The sequence below is a fragment of the Adhaeribacter pallidiroseus genome (assembly GCF_003340495.1).
Lineage (GTDB): Bacteria > Bacteroidota > Bacteroidia > Cytophagales > Hymenobacteraceae > Adhaeribacter > Adhaeribacter pallidiroseus.
In genome coordinates, this window is sequence record NZ_QASA01000001.1 from 493,664 (window position 1) to 519,767 (window position 26,104).

A 26,104-nucleotide genomic window follows, 5' to 3' on the forward strand; every position below is an offset into this window, starting at 1 on the left:
AAATTACCAATTTTATGATAACAGCTTTTTACACCAGGCTCTTAAAGCAGGGAAGTGTTTGTTTATTGACTTTCTTGTTATTGCTGCAAGCTTGTTCCGGGCCCAGAAATATGAGCCGGGGTCCGGTAGCAAGCAACGGGATGGTAGTTAGTGCGCACCCGGAAGCCAGTCGGGTAGGAGCCGAAATTTTAAAAACCGGGGGTAATGCCGTAGATGCCGCCATTGCGGTGCAATTTGCCTTAGCGGTGGTGTTACCGGCCGCGGGCAATATCGGGGGCGGTGGGTTTATGGTAATCCGGCAGCAAAACGGCGAAACCAATACGCTCGATTACCGGGAAATGGCCCCGGCCCAAGCCAGCCGGGATATGTACCTCGACGCGCAAGGCAATGTTATTCCTAATCTCAGCATTCAGGGGCATTTGGCAGCTGGCGTTCCCGGTTCGGTAGACGGAATGGTAAATGCCCACCAAAAATACGGTTCGCTGCCCTGGGCCCAGCTGGTGCAACCTGCCGTAGATCTGGCCGCTAAAGGTTTTGCTATTACCGAGAAAGAAGCCAACGGCTTAAATAACAACCAGGCTAATTTTTTAAAATTTAACGATGCTACCTGCGCCTTTATTCGCCAAACGCCTTGGAAAGCGGGTGATAATTTGGTGCAAGCTGACTTAGGGCAAACCTTAACCCGCATTCGCGATAATGGCCGGGCCGGTTTTTACGAAGGCGAAACCGCCCGTTTGCTGGTTGCCGAAATGCAGGAAGGCAAAGGCTTCATCTCTCAGCAAGATCTGCAAAATTACCAGGCCAAGTGGCGGCAACCCGTAATTGGTAAGTACAAGGGTTACCGTATTATTTCCATGCCGCCGCCTTCCAGCGGGGGAATTGCTTTATTGCAACTACTACGTTTGGTGGAACCTTATAATCTCCATAAATACGGCTGGAACTCCGTAAAAGCGGTGCATTTATTAACCGAGGCCGAACGTCGCGTGTACGCCGACCGTTCCGAATATTTGGGTGATCCTGATTTTTACAAAGTGCCCGCCAAAGCATTACTCGATACGGCTTACCTAACTGCGCGCATGCAGGATTTTAACGCAAAGCAAGCCACCCCGAGCGCCCGTATCAAACCCGGCAACTTAACCAACTACGAACACGAAGAAACTACGCATTTTTCGGTGGTAGATAAAGCCGGCAACGCGGTATCGGTAACGACTACTTTAAACGGCGGTTACGGCAATCACGTGGTAGTAGACGGCGCCGGCTTTTTACTTAATAACGAAATGGACGATTTTAGCGCCAAGCCCGGCGTACCCAATATGTTTGGTTTGATAGGCACGGCCGCAAACGCCATTGCTCCCGGCAAACGCATGCTCAGCTCCATGACGCCCACCATCCTGGAACGCGGCGGTAAATTATTCATGGTGGTGGGTACCCCCGGGGGTTCCACGATTATTACTTCCGTTTTTCAAACCATCCTGAATGTACTGGAACACGACATGGGCATGCAGCAAGCCGTAACCGCGAAAAGAATCCATTCGCAGTGGTTGCCCGACGAAATTCGGTACGAGGATAACGCCTTAAGCGCGAAAGAAATTAAAAAATTAAGTAAAATGGGGCATACTTTAAAAGATACCCGCGCCATTGGCCGTGTAGATGCAATTCTAGTGTTACCCGATGGCAAACTGGAAGGCGGCGCCGATCCCCGCGGCGATGATACGGCTACGGGGCATTAGATTTTTTCATTCTATAAAGCTTTTAGAGAATAGGAATTAAAATTATAGCATTATTTACGAATTATTATGTGGAGACTGATATAGGCTCCGAAGATATGCAGTAGAAAAAGCTAACTTTTAAGCACTCTGGTCAAGAACAATTTATAAGCAAGCCAAAACCAAATACCGACTGCTTGGTTATTTACCAAAAAACTGCTCATGCCCGAACTGCCCGAAGTAGAAACTTACCGCCGCTATTTTGAAGAAACAGCCCTTGGCCAAACCGTAGTCGATCTGAAAGCCGAAGACCCGCGTCGCCAACTAACCACCGATTACGATACTTTACTGCAGGCGCTGAAAGGAAACCAGTTCGTGGATACGCACCGCATTGGCAAGCATTTTTTAATAAATTTAAGTACGGGCAAAGTACTGGTGCTGCATTTCGGGATGACCGGTGACCTGGCTTATTACCGCGACGAAGAAGATACCCCGCGTTTCGCGCGCATTGTTTTTTACTTCCAGAACGGATTTCGGCTGGCCTTTATTGACTCGCGTAAATTCGGGCGCGTGGGTTTAGCAGCTTCCGTCGAAGAGTATCAAAAGACTAAAGCCTTAGGTCCCGATGCCCTGGATATTACCTCACCGCAATTACAAGCAAGTTTAGAAAAACGCAAAGCACCAATTAAAACCTTATTGCTCGACCAAAAAGTTTTGGCCGGTATTGGCAACTGGATTGCCGACGAAGTTTTGTTTCAGGCCAAAATTAATCCGGCCCGGTTGGCGAATACCTTAACTCTTCCTGAATACGAACACTTGCACGCGGCTATTCAACTGGTTTTAAAAACCGCTATCGAGCACGAAGCTATTTACCAAAATTTTCCGAAATCATTCTTGATTCATGCCCGCGGCTGGGACGAGGTAGTAGAAACTACCGTGGCCGAACGGCGGGTTTGTCCAAGGCACCAGACTCCTCTGGAAATTATGAAAGTAGGCGGAAGAACCACTTATTTTTGTCCGGTTTGTCAACCACTCTAATCGGTAAGGCTATCTTTACCGGGCAAATAACTTATTTTTAAATTTTATCTTTTATCCGTATCTAAAACAGCACCTTTATTTCCTGACTTTTTACCAAAGGATTCGTATTTGCAAGAAAAGGCTAGGTATTGTTTAAATGCCGGGGCGGGGTAGTACTATTTAAAAAGTAATTGTTCCTGAAAAAGATTCATCCGATCCATTGCTTTCGCAAGCACTCTCTTTTAAGTAAAGCAAAGAACCGGTCAGTTTGGTTTTGGGCGTTTTGGTTTCTCTGGCCAGTAAGTGGATTCGGGCAGAGAATAAGCAGTAACCTTCCATTTAAAAAACTGGCGCCGGTGCTGCAAAAAGCAGCTCCTGAAAGCACGGGGCAACAATACCGTGTTCAGGTGAGCAATTTTTTAAAATTTTCGCAATGGCTGCGCCAGGCATTACCCCAGGTATCTATAAAAGCGCAAGATCTGGCTTCTCGTACCGTTATTTTAACCAACGTAAAGGCAGCCGATGTAAATAAACTGCTTTCCTCTTCCTGGGTTAAATACCTGGATGTTCCTGACCGTATTCCCCGCACCGAACTGATTTTGGAACACGCTGATTTAACCGCGAATCAGGTAAGAGCTGTGCAGCAGAAATACCCGCAGATTAACGGCCAAGGATTAGTTGCATCGCTTAAAGAAGATTCTTTTGATACCACGGACCTGGATTTAAAAAACCGCATTATTCGTACGGCCGCTTTGCGTAAGGCCCCTACAATTCACGCTACCACCATGGCTACTTTACTAGCGGGTGCGGGCAACTCGGGTCCATCGGGTACCGGGGTGGCCACCCATGCTGACCTGGCCTCCGCCGATTTTAGTAATTTAATGCCCGATAATATTCTGGACTTGTTGCCCCTCGGCGTATCGGTTCAAAATCATTCTTATGGGGTTACTCCCGAAAATTATTACGGCCTCGAAGCTCAGGCCTATGATAAACAAGTCCGGGAAAATCCGGCGTTACTGCACGTATTCTCGGCGGGCAATGCCGGAACCAGCGCCATTACTACGGGTACTTACGCCAACTTGCCGGGTTGGGCCAATATTACCGGGCAATTCAAAATTTCAAAAAATACCTTAAGTGTGGGAGCTACCGATACCTCAGGTCAGCTTAGCCCTATCAGTTCGCGTGGTCCGGCTTACGATGGCCGGATAAAGCCGGAATTGGTAGCTTTCGGAGAAGGTGGCTCTTCGGAATCGGCGGCGCTGGTTTCCGGAATGGCCTTGTTGGTACAACAAGCTTACCGGGAGCAAACCGGTAGTTTACCAACTGCCGCGTTAGTAAAAGCAGTTTTAATTAACCGGGCCAACAAATTGGGGGATGCCGAAATCAGTTACGCTTCCGGTTTTGGTCAGGCGGATGCCTTGGGTGCGGTGGAAGCCATAAAACAAAAATATTTTTTTAACGGGGAAGTAGCCCAGAATAAAACCAGTATTTTTTCTATTAGTGTACCGGCTAATACCCAAAATTTAAAAATTACCTTAGTATGGCACGATGTAGAAGCGGAGCCGGGTGTTGCCCAAGCCTTGGTAAATGATTTAGATGCAACCTTAGTACAAGGGAATGCTAATAAGCAATGGTTGCCGTGGGTATTAAGCTCCTATCCGCACCCCGATTCTTTACAGCTCCCCGCCCGTCGGGCTCCCGACCACCTAAATAACGTAGAACAAATTACCGTGACCAAACCAGCGAGCGGCCGTTACGAGATTCAGGTAAAAGGCTACCGGGTTTCCCAGGAAACCCAGGCATTTAGTGTGGTATACGAGATGCAGCCCGAAAAATTAACCTGGACTTACCCCGGTACCAACGATTGGTTAGCAGCGAATACCCGCAATCGGATTCGTTGGGAAAATCAAACCAATACTACCATTGGTAAATTGGAGTACCGTTTTTTACCCAACGGAAACTGGCAAGTTGTTAAAACAGGCGTCGATTTAACCCGCGCCTTTCTGGATTGGCAAAGCCCGGATACCACCGCCTTGGCCCAACTGCGACTTACTACCGGGAACAAAACGGCATTATCCGATACTTTCGGAATTACTCCACCTTTAGGCTTGCAAACTGGCTATAATTGCGGATCAGAAACCTTATTATTCTGGCCGAAACGGGCGGGTGTAACGGAATACCAAATCTGGCAGCTCGGGCCGGTTTACCTGGAACCAGTTCAACGAACCGCCGATACCATATTGGTAATTAAGAAAAACCAAAGTACGGCAGTGCATTATGCGGTAGCCCCGGTGGTGCAGGGAGTGGTTGGCCCGAAAAGTTTTACGGTGGATTATAATGCGGGAACTTGTTACATTAATAGCTTTTTGCCTCAACAAATCGTAACAGATTCTGTAGTTTTTGAAGGAGTGCTGGGTACCAATTATGGTTTAGAATCGGTTAATTTACAAAAGTTAGAAAATGGAATTTTTAAAACAATTCAGACCATAAGCCCGGTTACGCAATTAAATTTAAAATTTTCGGATGTGGCTCCTTCCCCCGGCCGTAATGAATACCGGTTACAAATAGTTAATCAGAAGCAGGAAGCTTTTTATAGCCAGACCGAAGGCGTATTTTTTACTCAACCTCAGTTTATTCAGTTGTTTCCTAATCCGGTTACCCGGGGTAATGATTTAAGCGTGGTAGTGGAAAATGATGCCGAAGCCCAAATAGAAGTTTTTAATTCGTTGGGGCAAATAATAAGCAGTTTTAACGAGTCCGGCATTATAAAAACGGTTTCAACTGCTGGCTTGGTGCCCGGCGTGTACCTGGTGCGGGTGCAATCTCCGGGAATACCAGCAGTAATTACCCGCTTGGTGGTGTGGTAAAAAGTCTGATTTTAAAAAAAATGTTCTACTTAGGACTTTCGGAAAAGTCGGCATTTCGGATACTGCTAATGGGCGGTGCCGTCGTTTGTATTCACAAACGGTTTTAAGCGTTTTTGGCGAAAATTCAACTAACATTTATTTTTGGTAGTTATACCAGAATTGCGTTTGGTTTAGCTATCTAATTTACAAGAACAGACATTCGGAGGAGTAAACGAAGCGGATTTTCGTTTTCACTTAGAACAATCTTTTTGGCTTAACTTTGTGACTGATTTTTAAAAAAGCCTTCCTGCTAAAGCAAGAAGGCTTTTTTAATTTTAACTCTATACTATCCGCTATGGACTATGGATTGTGGTCCATCGACTAAGACCTAATACAAATACCGTAAGGCAGTGCGGTCATTAGCATTAAAGGGCCGGCTTTGACCGGTACCAATACAAGCTAACATCCAAGAAGTAGCATCGGCAGTAGTAGGTGTTCCCGGAATGTGAATGGCGCCTACGGTGCTGGCTCCTTCGTTGGTGTACGCGCCACCGCAGCTAAAACTTCTGTCCTTATAATCGGTGTGCCGGAAACCAATGCAATGTCCCATCTCGTGCGCCAAAATAGAAGCCAGGTAGCTCCGTACCGGATTCGTACCAATATAATCCGAATTTACTTTTACGGAATTATACGGATTGCCGCCCGATGGGAAACCAGCCGAAGCCAGGTAAGAAGAGCCGGTAGGAGCTTTTGTTAAAGTAATATTAGGGCTGGAAGAAACCCTTTGAAACTTAATCAGTAAACCTTCGGCGTTGTAGCGGGCAATGGCTTCGTCTAAGGCGGCTACGTAAGAAGTAGGTAAAGAAGTAGAAATACCCACCCGAATAGTACGGCCCGAACCGGTACTTACTAAATTGGTGGTGCGGTATTGCTCTGTTTCACCGATACGCAGAAATTTCGGATCATGCGGGGCGTTGAGTTCACTATTTGTTATAACAATATCGCCTTCTACTAAATAGCCTTCTTCTACTTTTTTAATATCAGCGGTGCCAAAACCCATTTCATAAATTTTGTCGAGGGTTTCCGAAGCAATATCTTCTTTTTTTACTACACCTTCCGGTTCGTTCTGACAAGAAACAAGACCTAACGCACAAAAAGCAACAACCAGAGATAAGTTTTTAAATGCCATAAGAGTTTAGATTTTTAAAAGATTATACATGAAAAAGAACTACGAAAAACAATTTTTTAAATTTTACGATGGCAACACCTCCGCCCTAGGCACTACGATGTTTAAAACCGCTTATCGTGAAAAAATAAGCAGGTAGCGGCATAAAGAACAAAGAGAATGAAAAGCAGATAGGAAGTAATAAGCTTTTTGCTGCTAGTAAGCAAAAGGCTTATTACTCATTAGTACTATTAATATAAGTAGTTTAAAGCAGTTTTATCGTTGTTGTTAAAAGGGCGGCTTTGACCAGAACCAATACAGGCTAACATCCAGGAATTAGGGTCGGCGGCTGCCGGTGTACCCGGAATCTGAACCGCTCCAACGGTACTGGCTCCTTCATTAGCCGTAGAGCCGCCACAACTATAACTGCGATCCATGTAATCCGTATGCCGGAAACCAATGCAATGCCCCATTTCGTGCGCTATAATGGTACCCACATAATTGTAAAAAGTAGCCGTATTGCCATCCCCAATAGCGCGGGAGTTTACTTTTACGGAGCCATACGGATTACCGCCCGTTGGAAATCCGGCTGAGGCTAAGTACGAACCATTGGCTTTTTCGAGAACAATATTGCCACCCGAAGATACCAGTAAAAATTTTATTAACAGGTTTTCAGCGTTATACCGATCAATGGCTACTTGCGTACCGTTCTTGTAAGAAGCAGGTAAACGACTGGATACACTTACGGTTATAACGCGGGGATTAACGCTACTGGCACCCGGGGTAACTAAGCTGTTGGTGCGGTATTGTTCGGTTTCGCCTACGCGTAAAAACCGCGGGTCATGTTGGTCGTTTAGGGCAGCTTCCGTTAAGAAAATATCCCCTTCTACCAAGTAGCCGTTATCTACCCGCTGCACCTCCTTCGTACCAAAACCCATCTGGTAAATCTTATCGAGCGTTTCTTTGGCAATATCACTTTGCTGAACTACTTCCTGGTCTTCCTGGCAACCACTAAAAGCAAGTGCTACAACCATAACACCCCATTTGGTAAGATTTTTTAATTTCATGCTTTTTTGTTTAAGGTGAATAAAATATTTACATGATGTGATTTAAAAATTTAGACCTATATATCCAAAGATATTTTTACAAATATTTAAAAATAATGCAGAAAAAGCTGGTATTAAGGAGAAATAGAATATTTAAAAACGATATATTTAGAAATATTTTAAAAAAATTCTGTAATATTCTGTAACCTTTAATTTATTTTATAATTTTATTAAAATGGTATTTTGCTTATAAATAGTATAATTGGTTACTAGTAGTCTAAAAAAGATAAATCAAATTCGCATAGATTGTATAAAACAGTCTGAACAGTTAGGTTTTAAGGTCTTACACCTATATAATAGCAGGAGTAAGGTTGTACTTCCTTATTTAGAATCCAGGTAAGGAGCAAATCATCAAGTTTCTGTTAAATCAAAGCCTATAATTTTTTTCTGCGTATAAGGGCTACTAAAACTTAGCGCGTAAACAAAACAATGGAAGAGGCAAATGCGGAAAGAAAGCGCGTAAGTTGTGGCAATAAAGCTTAAAATTTAAAAAAACTATCCGCTGCCTTTATCCGATCTAAAACGGCTAAACAATCTTATGGCAAGAACTATTATTATATCTAACCGGCTTCCCTTAAAAGTTCAGAAAAAAGAATCGGAAATTACCTTTGAAACCAGCGAAGGGGGTTTGGCTACCGGTTTGGGCTCCGTGTATAAACAAGGCGATAATTTGTGGATTGGCTGGCCCGGTTTATTTCTAGAAGAAGAACCAGACCGCGATTACGTACGCGATGAGTTATTAAAAGAAAACATGCAGCCGGTATTTCTAACCGAAACCGAAATTAAGGAATACTACGAAGGTTTTAGTAACGAAACGTTATGGCCTACTTTTCATTATTTCAGTCAGTATGCGGTTTACGAAAAGCAGCATTGGGAAGCTTACGTGGCTGTAAATCAAAAATTTTGCGACGAAGTAGTAAAGTTTGCCCAACCCGAAGACACTATTTGGGTGCACGATTACCAACTGCTGTTACTGCCGCAGCTTATCCGAAAGCAACTTGCGGGTGTTAGCATTGGTTTTTTTCAGCATATTCCATTTCCCTCGTTCGAGATTTTCCGGTTACTGCCTTGGCGCCGCGAAATTATTCAAGGTATGTTGGGAGCCGATTTAATTGGTTTTCATACCTACGACGACATGCGGCATTTTCTCAGCTCCACCAACCGTTTGTTAGGTTATGGTAACTTACACGGCCTGGTAGATACCGGTAAACGCACCGTGCTGGTAGATGCTTTCCCGATGGGGATTGACTACGAAAAATATGCTGCCCTGGCCATTGACCCGGAAACGATAAAGTTAGAGCAGGAATTCCGGCAGGCTATCGGTACGCACCGGGTAATTGTGTCTATCGACCGATTGGATTACTCCAAAGGAATTCCCAATCGCTTGTACGCCTTTGAGCAATTTTTAAAACGCTACCCGGAGTTCCAGGAAAAAGTATCGCTGGTCATGATTGTGGTGCCCTCGCGGGATACCGTAGAGAAATACAAACGTTTAAAAGAAGAAATAGATGAACTGGTGGGCCGTATCAATAGCTCTTACCGCACCATCAGCTGGAACCCGATTCAGTACTTCTACCGCTCTTTTCCTTTGCCGGAAATTTCGGCTTTTTACCGCATTGCCGATATTTGCCTGGTTACGCCCATGCGCGACGGCATGAACCTGGTGAGCAAGGAGTTTATTGCTTCTAAATTCGATCAAAAAGGCGTATTAATATTAAGCGAAATGGCCGGTGCCGCCCAGGAACTAGCCGATGCCATTCAGATTAACCCGAATAACATCGACCAAATGGCCGATGCCATTAAGGAAGCTTTACTTTTACCGGAACCAGAGCAGATGGTGCAGATGAATGCCATGCAAACGCTTATTAAAACCTACGATATTCACCAGTGGGTAAAAGTATTTATGGACCGGTTGAGTTACGTAAAAATCAAACAGCAGTCGTTTACAACCGATCCGCTGGCGGGCGAGGCCCTCGAACACCTGATTCAGCATTATCAGGAAAAAACGCCTCGTTTGATATTCCTGGATTACGATGGTACTTTGTCGCCGTTTACCAAAGACCCGCGCCAGGCTGGTCCGGACGAGGAATTGCTGCAAATTTTAAAAAAATTAACGACTGATACGCAAAATCGGGTAGTAATTATTAGTGGCCGGGATCGCCAAACGCTGGAAAAATGGCTCGGCCATTTACCCGTTGATTTGATTGCCGAACACGGGGTATGGTTAAAAAGGCGGGAAGTAAACTGGGAAATGATTTTAACCCTGAGTAACAACTGGAAACGGGAAGTACGCCCCATTATGGAAGCTTACGTAAATCGCACGGCCGGCTCTTTTATCGAAGAAAAAGATTATTCTTTGGTTTGGCACTACCGGCGCGTTCCCACTGGTTTAGGAGAGTTGCGGTGCCGCGACCTGATTCATCATCTCGGTTATATTGCTTCCAATATTAACCTGCAGGTAATGGAAGGAAATAAAATTGTGGAGATTAAAAACTTGGAAGTAAATAAAGGAGTGGCCGCCGCCCGCTGGCTCGAGTTATATCCATCTGCTTTTGTGATGGCTATCGGCGACGATCGCACCGATGAAGACATGTTCCGATTAATGCCTCGCGATAGTTATACCGTGAAAGTGGGTGCGCAACGCTCCGTAGCCCAATTTCATTTAGCCTCGGTCAAAGACGTCCGGAGCTTGCTTCAGGTTTTAGGTAACCAGTACAAAAGCGCCGATCAAGCCCAAGATTCTCCGAAAAGCGTTCCTGTCTCCGAATAAATTTAAAAAAACGGCATTTTAGCTTTTGCGTTTGACCAAGCTTTTTTTGACTAAGGTAAATAGTTAGAAAAAGCTTGGCTAAACTGGTTTAAATTTATGGTAATCAAAAATAAGTTTTAGTTCAACTTTAAAAAATAGACTGGCGGTTAACGGTTTTGTCAACAAAGGAGTAAGTATTTTTAAATTTTAATGGGGCTATCAGTAAAGAATATTATAATTGAAAAAGAAGTAAATATTAAATAAGTGGCTATGATTTAAATACTTGAAGTGTTTTTATATACATACTTACTTTTTGTTAATGCTGGTAAAAAGTACTTTGTATAGCTACTGAAGCCGGTGTGCCGGAACGACTAACGGCCAACCTGCGTATCAGTCAGCATTAAAAGGTTGGGCGCAAAGCTTGCGCTTATTCTATTACACACTTTAATAAAAGATTAATGCTTCAAAAACATACCTACGACATGGGCCTGATTGGCAATTGCGCTTATTTGGCTCTGATTCGGAAAGATGCCAGTGTGGCTTGGCTGTGCTGGCCGCGTTTCGATTCCAGTTTTATATTCGGCAATTTACTGGATACTCAGAAAGGTGGCAGTTTTACCATTCAGCCTAGTACTTCGGCTTTTAACAGTTACCAGTATTACATCGAAAATACCAATGTACTGTGTACCGAAATAGAAAATGAAGACGGCCGCTACCGCGTTACGGATTTTGCCCCGCGCTTTTCGCAGTACGATCGGTACTATAAACCGCTCATGTTTATCCGGAAGATAGAGCCGCTTGCGGGTGCGCCGCGCATAAAAGTTTGCTGTGAGCCGGTGGGCCAGTACGGTATTCAAACATTAGACCAGCGCCGGAGCAGCAATCACATTGCTTTTTTGGGTTTAGAAGAAGAAATGCGGCTTACTACCAATATTGCTTTAAGCTACTTGCTGGATAAGGAATATTTTGTATTAAACGAAACCAAATATTTAGTAATGACTTACGGGGCACCCTTGGAAGCTCCCCTGGAAAGTACCGCCGAAGTGTTTCTGACGAAAACCATTAAATATTGGCGGAACTGGGTTAAAAATACGAGTATCAGTAATTTTTATCAAACACAGGTTATTCGTTCGGCACTTGCTTTAAAACTGCACCAGTACGAAGATACCGGAGCCATTATTGCGGCCACTACCACCAGCTTACCCGAAGCTCCGCATAGCACTCGTAATTGGGATTATCGCTTTTGTTGGATGCGCGACACGTATTATATCCTGACGGCTTTTAATAATATTGGTCACTTTGAAGAACTAGAGCGTTATTTTCATTACATCGCCAATGTTTCGGCTAAAGCTAAAGATAAGTTTCAACCGCTGTATTCTATCAGTACCGGTACCGATTTAATTGAACAAGAATTGAGTCACCTGGATGGTTACTTAGGTAATAAACCCGTGCGGATTGGAAATGACGCCTATACTCACATTCAAAACGATGTGTACGGGCAAGTATTAGTAGCATTGCTGCCCTTGTACGTGGATAGACGGTTTATCGGGGAAGAACGTGTGGAATCGGAAAAGCTGATTTACAAAACTTTGTACCATATTCAACGAACCATGGACATGCCCGATGCCGGTTTGTGGGAGTTCCGTAATTTTGCGCAGTATCATTGTTATACCTATTTATTTCATTGGGCGGGCAGCAAAGCGGCGTTAAAAGTAGCTAATTTCCTGCAAAACCAAGAAATGGCCAACATGGCCGAGCGTTTAATGCACGAAGCGGCCAGTAAAATTGAGGCCTGCTACGATCCGGTACGCGGCGTATATACCAACGCCATCGGATCGCCGCACCTCGATGCCAGCACCTTGCAATTAATAATGATGGGGTACCTGGATCCAAACTCAGAACGGGCACATTCGCATTTACGGAACCTGGAACAAGAATTAAAAACGCCGAATGGTTTGTTCTATCGGTACCGTCACCAGGATGACTTTGGTATTCCCGAAACTACTTTCCTCGTTTGCTCTTTTTGGTACGTAGAGTCTTTGGCCTGCGTAGGCCGGTTACAAGATGCTAGCCGGGAGTTTGAACGTTTGCTTTCCTATACCAACCATTTAGGATTGCTCAGCGAAGATGTAGATGCCACTACGGGCAGCCAGTGGGGTAATTTTCCGCAAGCGTATAGCCATGTGGGTTTAATGAATGCCGCCTATCGAATAACTAAAAGATTAGATGTGCCCAACTTTATATAAAGAGTACGAGCCGGAGTTAATTTGCAGGTTCCGGCTCGTATTTAAACTGTTTAATCGCAGCTTTCTGAAGAAAATTTAAAAATCCGTCCTAGTTAAAGAAAATATAGATTTTTTTAATAAGGCAGGTGTAATTTTTTAAAAATAAAGTGCAAAAGCCAGATTGGCCCTATTAAAAGAAATTTTAAATCATCCAAAAAGGACGGCTTTTTCCCTTCTATCTTGTGCCCGATAAATTGCCCCACCCAGGCAATTCCAAAAATAAACAAACTTATCTGCCACAAGAAGGGCCAACCAGCTTCCCGATGCAATTTTTCCAACGTAACAATTACCGCAGAAAATAGCGCAATAATAACCAACATCGTGAAGGCCAGCGGAACAGATAACCGGAAGTAATATACCACCGCAAATACTATCAGGAAAGTAGCCCAATTAGTATACCGTTGCATTTCGCCTAAACCGCTAATTTGCGGAAACGGGATAGACCACACCAAGCCCAGTAAGCTAAAAACAATTAAAGGAACGCAAACCCAATGAATAAGCTTGTTAGTCTTATTTTCGTGGCTTTCCGCGTAAGTAGCAAAGTAAGCCTCTAAGTTGCGATTGGTAACAGCCATGTATCACGTATACATTATCTCTCCATAAATTGTTAGCCATTTTTTTTTATGTTAGGCTTATAAGGCTAAATCCTTCTAGCAAAGAATAACTCACTAGTTTTCCTAGCATTTAGCATTCTGAGATTTACTAGTTTTTGCTGAACTCATAAATCGGTAAACTTTTGCTGAACTCATAAATCAGTAAACTTTTCGTATATCAATGCGGCCTGTAGATTATACGCTACGAGTAAAATAAATTATAAATTTTTCAAGATTCTATTAAAATGTTTTTTGAGTCAGTCTAAGTATAAATTATTTAATAAAGCGGGAGCAATGTTGCTGTTTTTTTAAAGTTTAATCCTTTTTATTATACTGTTTTAACACATAAGCTTTGTTGTTTCTAAAAGCAGCAATTTAGGTTAATGTAAGACTTACAAAAAGCACTTGTTATAAAGATAAATCTAGTAAATGCCGTTACTTGTGCTTAAGGTGTGAGCAAAGATGAAAACCTGGCCCTGGATAACATTTTACTCTCTTGTGTTAACATTAAGACCCCAGATTAGAAACATTTCGCAACCATCTTGTTAAAGGTTTGTCATTAAATTTACATAATGTGTACCTGTGTAAATCCGTTTCGTAACTAAAGTATGGCTTCTTTTACAGGTTTTTTATAAATTTTTTAATAATTATACGCTCGAGTAAACTCCGAAGAACTAACTTAAAGTATATAGGGTTAAAATACAAAAATCTAAGATCTAACCGCCATTACATATTTACAAACTATTAAGATTATAGAGTAAACAGCATCTACCTTAAACCAGCTACGCAGGTAAGACCTGAAAGCTGTCTTCTTTTGAAAGATCTCTATTTATTTACGATTATTTTATTTAACAATTTATGATGAAAAACAAGTACCAATACAGGGATTATCTGATGTATAATCCAACATGTACTTTTTTAAAAAATTGGCAAGCACGGACGTTTTTTCTTTTTGTAATGTTCGTGCCGGTATTTACCAGCTTTGGTCAAACAGCTACCGCTAAACGAGCCATTACCGGTAAAGTAACTTCGGCAGTAGATAACCAAGGTTTACCTGGAGTTAGTGTTCTGATAAAAGGTACTCCCAACGGTAGTGCTACTGATGTTAACGGTAACTTTTCATTAGAAGCCGCAAATACGGACGTGTTAGTAGTTTCTTACATTGGTTTTTTAAGCCAGGAAATACCGGTAGGTACCAAAACGCAGCTTAACATTAGCCTGAAAGAAGACGCTAAAGTTTTAAACGAAGTAGTGGTTACCGGTTATGGGGAGTTAAGAAAAGCCGATGTACCGGGTGCTCAGACTACTATTAGTTCTAAAGCTATTGAAAAAACAGTGAATACCACCGTGGAGCAGGCTATCCAGGGCCGGGCACCGGGCGTGTATGTTACCCAGAACACCGGTTCCCCCGGAGGAGGCGTTTCCGTAAACATTCGGGGTATTAATTCTATCAACGGAACAAACGAGCCGCTTTATGTAATTGATGGCGTGCAGATTTCCGGATCGACATCAACAACTGGTTCCAACCCACTGGCTACCTTAAATCCATCGGACATTGAAACCATGGATATTTTACAAGGTCCTTCCGCAACCGCCATTTACGGTTCCCGGGCAACCAATGGGGTGGTATTGATAACTACTAAACGCGGAAAGTCCGGGGATGTAAAAATAAACTATTCTTACCTGTATAGTTTACAAACGCCGCCTAAAGAGTTAGCCGTTATGAATTTGCGGGAATATGCCCGCATGGATAATGAATATAAAGCTTTAAACGGTGGAGCCGTTCGGGAAGACTTTTTAGACCCAACTATTCTGGGTGCCGGAACCAACTGGCAGAAGGAGTTATTTAATAATGCCCCCATGAATAAGCACCAGCTTAGTTTAAGCGGCGGAGGTGACAAAACAACTTATTATTTATCCGGCGAATACCTCGATCAGCAGGGGGTAGCGCTGGGTTCTGGCTTTGACCGGGGCTCGGTAAGATTAAACCTGGATAATAAGGCTCGTAAATGGCTTACTTTAGGCGCTAACCTTAACTTTGCCCAAACGAATGAGCAAATTTCTTCTACCCAGTGGGATATTATTAACAATGCTATTCAGCTTTCTCCTGCGGTGCCGGTTAGAAACATAGATGGTTCCTTTGGTGGGGGCCAGGCCAGGCCTAATCCGGATGGAAGTTCGAATACAGCAGAACAGTTTAGCCCGCCTAACCCGATTGGTTTAGCGAACTTAGTTACGAACGAGATTAAAAGACGCCGCATTCTGGGCGGCTTAAACGCTACCATCAATATTACTGAAGGTTTAGAGTTCCGTACTTCTTTTAACGGTGACTTTGGCGCCTCAAACGGTAATAATTTTTTACCTACTTATGAGTTTGGCTATCAGCGCAATGGCGTTTCTACTTTAACCGTGCGCGATGAGTTCAGCACTTACTGGAACTGGAACCAATTATTGCAATATACCCGCACTATGGGCAAGCACCGGTTTACGGTAATGGGTTCGCACGAATCGCAGGAATCCTCTTACCGGGCTACGGAAGCGAGCAGAAGAAATTTCCCGACTAACACCATCATTGATTTAAATGCGGGCGGCGATGCTAACCAGACCAATGCGGGCGGACAGACTAGTTGGGGTATGGAATCGTACTTAGGTCGGGTAAATTACAACTTTGGCGACCGGTATATTTTGCAGGCTAATTTCCGGGCCGATGGTTCTGCGAATTTTGGTTCCGAAAATAAATGGGGATTCTTCCCTTCGGTATCGGGTGCCTGGCGTTTATCAGAAGAGTCGTTTTTTAATATTCCGGCTATTAGCGATGTGCGCTTACGGTATGAAACGGGTTTAACCGGTAATCAAGGCGGCAGCGGCCCTATCTACGCCAGACTTCGGTTGCTCCCAACCGAATGGGGTAACGGGTTTTTACCGGCAAACTACCCTAATCCAGATTATCAATGGGAAGAAACCAAGACGAATAACTTTGGTATTAATTTAGGATTTTTACAAAACCGGTTCCAGATAGAAGCGGATTATTATGTAAAAAACACCGATAATTTAATTATTAATAGCTCCTTGCCTTGGTACATGGGTACTACCGGCGCGGGTGCTATTAATCCTCCGGTTATAAACTACGCCGCCTTGCAAAACAAAGGCTGGAGCTTCACCTTTAACTCCGTAAACATTAATAAAGGTGATTTCCGTTGGGAAACAAACCTGAATATTTCGCATTTTAAACCAAAAATTACCAAGCTTTACACCGAAAGCAGTTCAATTGCCCGTAACGCCCCTTCCTGGTACATGTCGCCGCAATGGTCGCAGCGTTCTGAAGTAGGTTCCACTCCTTGGTATTTCTTCGGTTACATTGAGGATGGCATTTTCCAGACGGTAGAAGAAGTTACCAATAGTCCGCGCCCCGCCGATAATAATGGCAAACCGCTTCCGGTTGCGGAAGACCAGATTTGGGTAGGTGATGTTAAATACCGCGATTTAAATGGCGATAGCGTTATTACCGCCGCTGACCAAACCAATATTGGTAGCCCGTGGCCTAACTACTTCGGTGGTTTAACCAACACGTTTTCTTACAAGGGCATAGATCTAAGCATTTTATTAACCGGAACTTTCGGGAATGATGTTTACAACTACGTGCGTATGCGCAACTCTAACCCAAATAACATCAATCTGGGCCAGAATATGTTTGCCGAAACTTTAAATTATGCCCGGGTTACGGCTGACGGAACTTTAGAAAATCCCGGAACCAATATTTCCCGGATGACTGGCAATGTTAATAACAATTACGGCCGCCATACTACTAAATATGTGGAAGACGGATCTTTTGTAAGAGTTAAAAACATAACGGTAAGTTATAACCTTCCGGCATCGCTCCTAAACAAACAGAAATTTGTAAAGGGTGCCCGCTTTGGCATTAGTGCGCAGAACCTGTACACCTTCACAAAATATTCGGGTTACGATCCGGAAGTAGGTTCTTATGTAGGACCAAACATGGGTAATGATACTTCTCCTATTGGGGTAGATACGGGTCGTTATCCCCTTACTCCTGTTTATTCATTCAATATTGGTGTAGATTTTTAAAATTATAAATAGCAATGATTCATAAATATATTTTTGCCGGAGCCTTGGTTACCTTAACCCTGTTTTCCGGATGTAAAGAAGATTTCCTGGACAGACCGCCTTTAGATGCATTAACATCTGAAACGTTCTACCAAACAGATGCCCAGGTTTTAGCCTCTACCGCACCACTATATAATGTAGTTTGGAAAAGTTACCACGATCAGGCTTCTTTTCACTTAGGAGACATTCGGGGGGGACCACTTGGTATCCGTGGGGTACTACGGGAGCCGTAGAAAACGTACTTTTTACCACCACCGGCGTAACGCAATCCAGTCTGGATGCTTATCAGGCATTTTTTAATGTGATTGGCCAATCTAATATGGCTATTTATAACATTAATAAGTTTGCGGGCCCGGAGGTGAGCGCCACTGCCAAAAACCAAGCTTTAGCAGAAGCCCGGTTTATGCGGGCTACGGCTTACAGCCTATTGGTGATGAACTTTGGGGAAGTGCCTATCATTACCAACAATATTGAGGAAATGAATAATGTCAATATTGTGCGTAATACCATTCCGAGTGTTTGGGAGTTTATTACTCGGGATTACCTGTTTGCCGCCGAAAATTTACCACTCTCGGTTGCTGAGCCCGGTAGATTAACCAAATGGTCGGCCGAAGGAATGCTGGCCCGTACGTACCTGACGCGCGCGGGGGTAGGTAAATCAGTGGGTACCAGAGACCAGGCCTTTTTAGATAAGGCGAAAGAGTATGCCGAACGGGTAATTAAAATGAGCGGCAAGCAATTAATTAGGCCTTACGAGAATTTGTTTAAATACCCCTACGATAACAACAGCGAGTCTTTGTTTGAATTGGAATGGGCTACTACGAATAACTATGATGCGGCAAATACCCAAACGTCGCAGATTACCCCTTTTGCGGAGATAGCGGTAAACAATGACGGTTGGGGTGGCAGTTTTGGTGCTACCTATTGGATGCTTAGTTTATACGATGGCTTAATTGACAAAGGTACTTCTCCAGGCCCGGAAGATGATGGGGTTAAACCTGGTTTTACCGTGGATCAGCGTTTGAAGGCTTCTTACATGTTGCCTGGTTTCGTATATCCAGAAATTAAGGTTAAAAGAGCTTTCGGACCAAATAAAGCAGGAGATGCATTAACTGTACCGGATCCGGGAACGGCTGATTTGAGTTCAGCATTTATTAAAAAGTATGTGGTAGGTAATGATTTAAACGGTGTACCGGCCACGCAGCAGCGCTACCCGCACAATAACTACATGTTACGTTTAGCCGAAATGTATCTGATTTATGTGGAAGCTGTTATTGGTAACAATGAATCAACAATGGACGCAACAGCAATGGGTTACTTTAACGAAATACGTAACCGGGCTGGTTTACCAACTTTCGAAGGTCCTATCCGGATGAACAGTACCTGGAATGCCGATCCAACAGTATATAAAGATGATGTTCTGGAAGAGCGGGCCAAAGAGTTCGCCATGGAGGGCATGACCTGGTACGATTTAGTGCGCATGCACTACTATAACCCGGAAAAAGCATACGCAATCATTAGTAATCAAGATAGAGGAGGTTTTGTATCCAAACCAGATCGTTTTCCAAATCCTACTGGCTGGACCTTTACCAAAACGGCTTGGTTTACCAACAGAAATGCGAAAGTAAGTTCCGGTAATTTTTATCTGCAAATTCCAGCGGTAGAAATTAGCCAGGCACCTAATTTAACTCAGCCAGCGGTTGATTATGTTTTTGGAGAATAGTCTTAAAATAAAATAAGTTTAAAGAATTTTATGAAATCTCAAATAAAGTTATGGTTATTCCTTTTCGTTGCTTTGGTAACCGGAGGAGGACTAACAAGCTGTTCAGAAGATGATGAGCTTGTAAACAATGGCAAACCCATGGTGAGTTATGTACGGGTAACCCGCCCCGAAGCTTCCGACTCGCTGATAGTTAAAGCTGGTCAGAGCCAGATGATTGCCATTATGGGCCAAAATTTAGGACAGGCGCGCGAAGTATGGATTAATGACCAGCAAGCGGTTTTAGTACCTACGTTTATTACCAACACCAGTATTATTACCCGGGTGCCTGCGTTGTTGCCAACGGAAATTAACAATAAAATGCGGATTGTATTTGCAAATGGCGAAGTACTGGAGCATCCTTTTATGGTTGACGTGAGCGAACCAGTGGTTTCTTACTTGCTCAGTGAATACGTACCAACAGGTAGTGTGGCCACTATCCGGGGTAACTATTTTTACGCTCCCGTTAAAGTAACCTTTACGGGTGGGGTAGAAGGCGTTATTGAAAACTTGGAAGATGACATGATTCAGGTGAAAGTTCCGGAAGGAGCCCAACCGGGCCCTATTACCGTGGCCACCAATTTTGGTACCACCGAATCCGAATTCTGGTTCCGCGATAACCGTAACATTATCCTGGGTTTTGATAATACAACCAATGGCTTATGGACAGGCGCTGGAAATATTAAAGAATCAGATCCAGATATAACCCCGGTTGATAATAAATTTCTCCGGATGAACCAGAAATTAGGCGAATGGAGCTGGTATGAATTATACGTAGGGCCAACTACTAGTGATGTAGCCCTGGAAACCCGTAACATTCCGGCAGAAGCTTTTACTAACCCCAAGAATTACAGCCTGAAATTTGAAATAAATACGCTGGAGCTTTTCTCAGGAGCATCGTTCCTGATGTATATGGGGCCGGGCGATATGGGAACGGATAGAAATACACTTCGTTATACTTGGACGCCAAACATTGACACCAAAGGACAATGGGAAACCGTAACTATTCCGTGGGAAGATTTCTGGAAAGCAAACGGCAGTTTTGCCTATACGCCAACTGGCTACGGAGTATCCTTATTCTTTAGTGGTCCTAATGCCTTTACCGGCAACTTTGCCCTGGACAATGTACGGGTGGTGCCTAATGTAAATCCTTAAGTTTTTAGCGTAGTTAGATATGAAATATTTTTTAAATACCAAGTTATTGTTCCTGGTATGCTGGGTGCTGTCTCTCGGATTGCTCACGGCCTGCGACGATGAAGATGAAAGCAGCCCTAATAACGGACAAGTAGCTTTATTAAGTTTTGGACCTACCGGTGCCAAACACGGCGAGCAGATTCAGTTTATTGGTTTAAACCTGGATAAAGTAGAAGCTATTGATTTACCCGGAGTAACCGTGGCAAAAGCACAATTTGTGAATCAATCGTCCGAGTTAATTACTTTAGTTGTACCCGAGGCGGCCACGGCCGGAAAAGTGACGTTGAAAACCCCAGCCGGCGATGTAGTTTCTAAAACGGTTTTAAGTTTTGAAGTGCCCGTTACCATTACCGCCGTTACTCCCGAAGCAAGACCCGGGGCCAATATTACGGTTACCGGTAGTAAACTTAACTGGGTAGAAGGCGTAATTTTTGGAGATAGTAAAGACACCATTACTACTTTTGTCAATCAAACCCTTACTGAACTTACCCTTACAGTGCCCCTGGACGCCAAAAATGGTATTCTTACGTTTATTACCGGCGGTACGGAACCATTAGTAATTAAAACAGAACAGGAACTGATCGTTACATTACCCAAAGTAACCGCACTTGCTCCCAATCCTTTAAAGCACGGCGAGAATTTAACTATTACAGGTACTGATTTGGACCTAGTAAAAGAAGTAATATTTACAGCGGTAGGAGAAGCAAAAGTTACCAGTTTTGTGAGCCAAACCGCCACAGACCTGGTGGTTACAGTGCCGGATAATGCCACCAAGGGCGTTCTTACGTTAGTGGTGCCGTCCATGGAACAAGTTACTACCACTCAGGAACTTAACTTGGTGTTGCCCGCAATTACCAGCGTGTCGCCTACCCCCGTGGACCCCGGAGCAGCTTTAACGATTAACGGTACTAACCTGGATCTGGTTAAAACAATTACCTTTGGCGGAGGCATTGCCACATCTTCTTTTGTAAGTCAATCAGCTACTAAAATGGTGGTAACTGTTCCGGCAAATGCTAAAAAAGGCGCTTTAAAATTAACCACGACCCGTAACTTTGATGTACTAACAGACAAAGAAGTACAAATAAAAGGCGATACCGGCCCGAACATTGCCAAGTTTATTTTTGATGAAGCTTTGAGCAGCGAATGGCAAAAATGGGGTGGCTGGGGTACCGGTACGCAAGATTTGGAAAATGCGGAACAGGTAAGCCGGGGTTCTAAAGCGATTAAAGTAAGCTTTAACGATGCTTATGGAGCCTTACAACTTCATCCGAATAAAGCTGATGCGTTTAGTGGATTTACGCATTTGGTACTTTATGTTCGGGGAGGTACCAAAGATTGCCGCTTAGCCATTCAGGTGAAGAATGCCGCGGGTACTACTTCCAGCGATGTTCCCTTTGATGTAAAGTTAGGGGAATATAAACTAGTCGAAATCCCCATTACCGCATTGGGTAATATTTCAGGAGGCGTAACCGAAGTTTTCATCAAAAATTACGGAGAAAACCCGAATACTGTTTACATAGATGATTTGGGATTACGGTAATAACTATTTCATTTAAACTAAAAAGGAAGAGAGAGAACGCTCTTCCTTTTTAGTTTATAAAAGATCCACTAAACTTATTACGCAGTTTTTCTTTCTACAACTGCTAGTAATTAAAGCCAAGTGAATCTGATTCGATCAGATTCTTTCTTAAACTAACAGTTTTCACTGCCACAATTAAAGGAATCCTTAACAAGCATGTGGATAGCCTGAATCTGATTGTTATACCGGTTAAGAATACCTTATTTTTAAAAATTATCTGCATTACCAAGCCAAGTTCAGCGTTACTATGGAAAAATTTTACCCATACCTGCTTTGTGTATTCGTGTTGGTTTTGTTCTCCGCTCCGGTTTACGCCCAAAAGTACGAAGCAGAAAATGCCACTTTAGCCGATGGAGCTACCAAGCAGGCCTGTGCTACTTGTTCGGGTGGTTTCTATGTCGCGCAAACCGAAGGAAACCTGCTATTTACGATCACGCTGCCGAAAGAAGGATTTTTTAATATTGCTATTCACGCGGCTTCTACTGGCGGTAGTAAAATAAATACCTTTAGTTTAGACGATAATACGTTGAATTTTGCCTTATCGCAAACTACTTACTCCACGCTAAAGTTAGTTGGTGCGCAAAAACTGACTGCCGGGCAGCACCAAATTAAAATTCTGAAATCCTGGGGCTGGATTAATATTGATTACTTGCAGTTAGAAGAAGTAAGTGCTAACAACCGGTTTAATTTAAATCAAACATTGGTAACGGCCAATCCAACCCCGACCGCCAAATCTTTGTATGACTTTTTGCTGGATAATTACGGCGATAAAATTATTTCGGGCGTGATGACGCTGAATAGCCTGGACGAAGCAACCTGGTTAAAGCAAAATACCGGTAAAGAACCCGCATTGCTGGGTATTGATTTAATGCACAGCGGCCGGGGCTACACCTGGTACAATGATAAACAACCCGTTATAGATGCTAAAACCTGGTACACCCGTAATGGTATACCGGCTTTAATGTGGCACTGGCGGGATCCTTCCCGCAAAACCGAAGAGTTCTACGTTAAAAATCAATCAAAACCGGAAGGAACCGATTTCGACATTAGTAAAGTATCGGATGTAAACTCTGTTGAGTACAAAGCTATGCTGGCCGATATTGATTACACCGCTGGTTTGTTAAAAGAATTGCAGGATCAAAACGTACCGGTCATCTGGCGACCCTTGCACGAAGCCGCCGGCGGCTGGTTCTGGTGGGGAGCCAAAGGGGGAGCACCTTTAAAAACCTTGTGGCGCTTAATGTACGACCGTATGGTAAATTATCATGGATTGCGCAACTTAATCTGGGTATGGACCCGCGAACCGAACGACGATGATTGGTACCCGGGCGATGAGTACGTAGACATAGTAGGGCGGGATATTTATAAAGACGGCGATCATGGTTCCCAGACATTAGAATTTAGCGACCTGAATAGCCGCTACGGTGGTAAAAAAATGATAACCCTGAGTGAAGCAGGTTCTTTCCCGGATGTAGATAACTTAGTTAAAGATGGGGCAGCCTGGTCGTGGTACATGCCCTGGTACGGAAGTTATACCCGCAATAATCGCTACAATTCGCTGGATTTATGGAAAAAAATGTTTGCGCACGCGTACGTAATTACCCTGGACGAGATGCCGGATTTAAAAAATTACGTACGCCAGGAACAAATAGTAACCGGAATTTTTAAAAAACTGCCAAAACCGCTTTCTTTTAAAGCTTATCCAACCTTAATCCAAGACAAACTTTTTATTCAATCAGAAAAACCAATGGAAACCTTAGCCATTTATAATTTGCTCGGGGCTTGTGTCAGAGAAGAAAAATTAAACGGCAAACAAGCCTGGGTTTCTTTCGCAGGAATTAATTCGGGTATGTACCTGGTAGTAATTAATCATAACGAATCAATAAAAGTCTGGAAAAAATAATAGTTTCGGCATTATCAATTCTTTTCCTGCTTCTCCGCGAATTGAAGGTAGTTAGCTCGGTGATTGGGGGTACGCAGATTAATAATAATGCCTTTTAAGCTTTCAACTTGGTACTACATTCATTCTAATCTACCTCAACTATAAGATTATATGCATTTCTTTCGTAAATCATTCATCATTGTTTCTCTAAGTAGTTTGCCTTTTTTCTCGCAAGCCCAAACCTCCGCTGAGAATATCCGGTTAAATCAGGTAGGTTTTTATCCGCAAGCCGAAAAACTGGCCATAGTATTAGGGGAGCCTAAAGAAAATACTTTCCATGTGAAAACAGCCGATGGCAAAAAGACTGTTTTTACGGGTAAATTAAGCCCCGGCAAACCCAATGAATTTTCGCAGAAACCTACCCGGGTGGCGGACTTCAGTAATTTTAAAAATAATGGCCGTTTCGTGGTTGAAATTCCGGGAATGGGCACCTCTTACGCTTTCCAGATTCAGAAAGACGTCCATAAAGCCGCGGCGGCCGCTTCGCTCAAAGGATTTTACTACCAAAGAGTATCGATTAATTTGCCCGAAAAATACGCGGGTAAATGGCACCGGCCGGCTGGTCACGCCAAAGCAGATACCGAAGTGCTGGTGCATCCTTCCGCGGCTTCGGCCCAACGGCCTGCTAATACCGTTATCTCGTCGCCGCGGGGGTGGTACGATGCCGGCGATTACAATAAATACATTGTGAATAGCGGCATTACCATGGGCACTTTGTTAGCCGCCTACGAAGATTTTCCGGACTTTTTTAAAAATCAGAAGCTTAACATACCCGAAAGTACCAATCCGGTGCCCGACATTCTGGACGAGGTATTGTGGAATTTGCGCTGGATGCTGACCATGCAAGACCCGAACGATGGCGGCGTTTATCACAAATTAACCAACCCGGCTTTTGATAGCATGATCATGCCGGACAAAGCCGTCAAAACACGCTATGTGGTTCAGAAGAGTACGGCGGCTACTTTAGATTTTGCCGCGGTTATGGCCCAGGCCAGTCGCGTTTATAAAAACTACAACCGCGAATTGCCGGGGTTATCCGATTCCTGCCTGACAGCGGCCGTAAAAGCGTGGGAATGGGCGCAAAAAAATCCGAATGTATTATACGAACAAGAAGCGATTAATAAGCAATTTGAACCTAAAATTACCACCGGAACCTACGGCGACCGGAACGTGAGCGATGAGTTAACCTGGGCCGGCGCCGAGCTGTACGTTACCACCAAAAAAGATACCTACTATACCGCCGCTAATATCAATACTTCCGAAAAACTAGCTTTGCCTTCGTGGGCGCAGGTAAAAACCTTGGGTTATTACACTTTGGCCCGCTTTAGTAAAAACCTGACCCCTGCTGCGCAAAAAGATTTACCCGCCATTAAAAAACAAATCGGGCAGTTCGCCGATGAGTTGTTAGCGGGAGTGGCCGAAAGATCTTACCGTACCGTCATGGGAAAATCCGAAAGAGATTATATCTGGGGCAGTAGTGCCGTAGCAGCTAACCAGGGCATTGCCTTAGTTCAGGCGTATAAGTTAACCAACGATAAAAAATACCTGCAAGGCGCGCTGAGTAACCTGGATTATTTGCTCGGCCGCAATGCGGTAGGTTATTCGTTTTTAACCGGCTTTGGTAAAAAATCAACCATGCACCCGCACCATCGGCCCTCCGTAGCCGACGGCATTGTTGAACCGGTGCCAGGATTGCTTTCCGGTGGTACCAACGCCCGCGCCAAAGAACAAGATAAATGCCCCGGTTACACCGCCACTTCCCCCGACGAAGTATACCTGGACCAGGATTGTTCGTATGCTTCCAATGAAATAGCTATTAACTGGAATTCGCCGTTTGTGTATCTGGCCTCGGCTATAGAAGCTTTGCAAAATCAGGTAGGTGCCACGGCTTCCGTTAAGTAGCCAGATGCAGGTTGCCTATTTTTAAAAAAAGCCCTTGGTTTACAAGTAGATCAAGGGCTTTTTATATAAAGCCAACCGGGAATTAATTCCTGGGAAAAAGTATTTTAAAAGGTAAGAGCTTAGTGCTTTTTTAAAA

General features: G+C 43.7%; 15 protein-coding genes. 12 read left to right on the forward strand and 3 right to left on the reverse strand.

Annotation, left to right across the window (positions count from 1 at the left end; all coding sequences use genetic code 11):
- Window positions 1-110 precede the first annotated feature (110 nt).
- From ggt to AHMF7616_RS01915, 3 genes are all read left to right on the forward strand, one after another.
- A complete protein-coding gene (gene ggt, locus AHMF7616_RS01905; protein WP_233507745.1) occupies window positions 111-1,730 on the forward strand; it encodes a gamma-glutamyltransferase in 1,620 nt (539 codons plus the stop codon).
- A 198-nt stretch (window positions 1,731-1,928) separates the two neighbouring features.
- Entirely contained in the window at window positions 1,929-2,744 is an 816-nt protein-coding gene (mutM, locus tag AHMF7616_RS01910) for a DNA-formamidopyrimidine glycosylase (RefSeq protein ID WP_115371347.1), read from the forward strand.
- Window positions 2,745-3,079: 335 nt separating this feature from the next.
- Window positions 3,080-5,590 (forward strand): S8 family serine peptidase, encoded by a 2,511-nt coding sequence (locus AHMF7616_RS01915; RefSeq protein ID WP_115371348.1) that lies wholly within the window; start codon window positions 3,080-3,082, stop codon window positions 5,588-5,590.
- Between the two features lie 367 nt (window positions 5,591-5,957).
- On the opposite strand, the gene AHMF7616_RS01920 is transcribed toward AHMF7616_RS01915, so the two are convergent.
- Together AHMF7616_RS01920 and AHMF7616_RS01925 are read right to left on the reverse strand one after the other, a co-directional pair.
- Window positions 5,958-6,758 (reverse strand): M57 family metalloprotease, encoded by an 801-nt coding sequence (locus AHMF7616_RS01920; RefSeq protein ID WP_115371349.1) that lies wholly within the window; start codon window positions 6,756-6,758, stop codon window positions 5,958-5,960.
- Between the two features lie 227 nt (window positions 6,759-6,985).
- Entirely contained in the window at window positions 6,986-7,801 is an 816-nt protein-coding gene (locus tag AHMF7616_RS01925) for a M57 family metalloprotease (protein WP_115371350.1), read from the reverse strand.
- Window positions 7,802-8,378: 577 nt separating this feature from the next.
- On the opposite strand from AHMF7616_RS01925, the gene AHMF7616_RS01930 reads away from it, so the two are divergent.
- Together AHMF7616_RS01930 and AHMF7616_RS01935 are read left to right on the forward strand one after the other, a co-directional pair.
- Window positions 8,379-10,610: a bifunctional alpha,alpha-trehalose-phosphate synthase (UDP-forming)/trehalose-phosphatase gene (locus AHMF7616_RS01930; RefSeq protein WP_115371351.1), complete on the forward strand. Its 2,232-nt coding sequence runs from the start codon at window positions 8,379-8,381 to the stop codon at window positions 10,608-10,610.
- A gap of 437 nt (window positions 10,611-11,047) precedes the next feature.
- The gene (locus tag AHMF7616_RS01935; protein ID WP_115371352.1) at window positions 11,048-12,835 is read left to right on the forward strand and encodes a glycoside hydrolase family 15 protein; all 1,788 of its coding nucleotides are present in this window, start codon (window positions 11,048-11,050) and stop codon (window positions 12,833-12,835) included.
- A gap of 113 nt (window positions 12,836-12,948) precedes the next feature.
- Here AHMF7616_RS01935 and AHMF7616_RS01940 read toward each other — a convergent pair whose 3' ends face one another.
- Window positions 12,949-13,449 carry an Mpo1 family 2-hydroxy fatty acid dioxygenase gene (locus AHMF7616_RS01940; RefSeq protein WP_115371353.1) on the reverse strand — a complete coding sequence of 167 codons (501 nt, stop codon included), beginning with the start codon at window positions 13,447-13,449 and terminating at the stop codon, window positions 12,949-12,951.
- 876 nt (window positions 13,450-14,325) lie between these two features.
- Here AHMF7616_RS01940 and AHMF7616_RS01945 point away from each other — a divergent pair.
- From AHMF7616_RS01945 to AHMF7616_RS01970, 7 genes are all read left to right on the forward strand, one after another.
- Complete coding sequence (locus tag AHMF7616_RS01945; protein WP_233507256.1) at window positions 14,326-17,553, forward strand: SusC/RagA family TonB-linked outer membrane protein; 3,228 nt, start codon at window positions 14,326-14,328, stop codon at window positions 17,551-17,553.
- Window positions 17,554-17,567: 14 nt separating this feature from the next.
- Entirely contained in the window at window positions 17,568-17,825 is a 258-nt protein-coding gene (locus AHMF7616_RS26145) for a hypothetical protein (RefSeq protein WP_147275588.1), read from the forward strand.
- Window positions 17,735-19,315 (forward strand): RagB/SusD family nutrient uptake outer membrane protein, encoded by a 1,581-nt coding sequence (locus tag AHMF7616_RS01950; protein ID WP_115371354.1) that lies wholly within the window; start codon window positions 17,735-17,737, stop codon window positions 19,313-19,315. Before AHMF7616_RS26145 ends, AHMF7616_RS01950 begins: the two co-directional genes overlap by 91 nt.
- A 30-nt stretch (window positions 19,316-19,345) precedes the next feature.
- Window positions 19,346-20,506: a glycan-binding surface protein gene (locus AHMF7616_RS01955; protein ID WP_115371355.1), complete on the forward strand. Its 1,161-nt coding sequence runs from the start codon at window positions 19,346-19,348 to the stop codon at window positions 20,504-20,506.
- A 19-nt stretch (window positions 20,507-20,525) separates the two neighbouring features.
- Window positions 20,526-22,085 carry an IPT/TIG domain-containing protein gene (locus AHMF7616_RS01960; protein ID WP_115371356.1) on the forward strand — a complete coding sequence of 520 codons (1,560 nt, stop codon included), beginning with the start codon at window positions 20,526-20,528 and terminating at the stop codon, window positions 22,083-22,085.
- A 286-nt stretch (window positions 22,086-22,371) separates the two neighbouring features.
- Window positions 22,372-24,027, forward strand: coding sequence for a glycosyl hydrolase (locus tag AHMF7616_RS01965; protein ID WP_115371357.1), 1,656 nt, complete (start codon window positions 22,372-22,374; stop codon window positions 24,025-24,027).
- 150 nt (window positions 24,028-24,177) lie between these two features.
- Window positions 24,178-25,968 (forward strand): glycoside hydrolase family 9 protein, encoded by a 1,791-nt coding sequence (locus AHMF7616_RS01970; protein ID WP_115371358.1) that lies wholly within the window; start codon window positions 24,178-24,180, stop codon window positions 25,966-25,968.
- The last annotated feature ends 136 nt before the right edge of the window (window positions 25,969-26,104 follow it).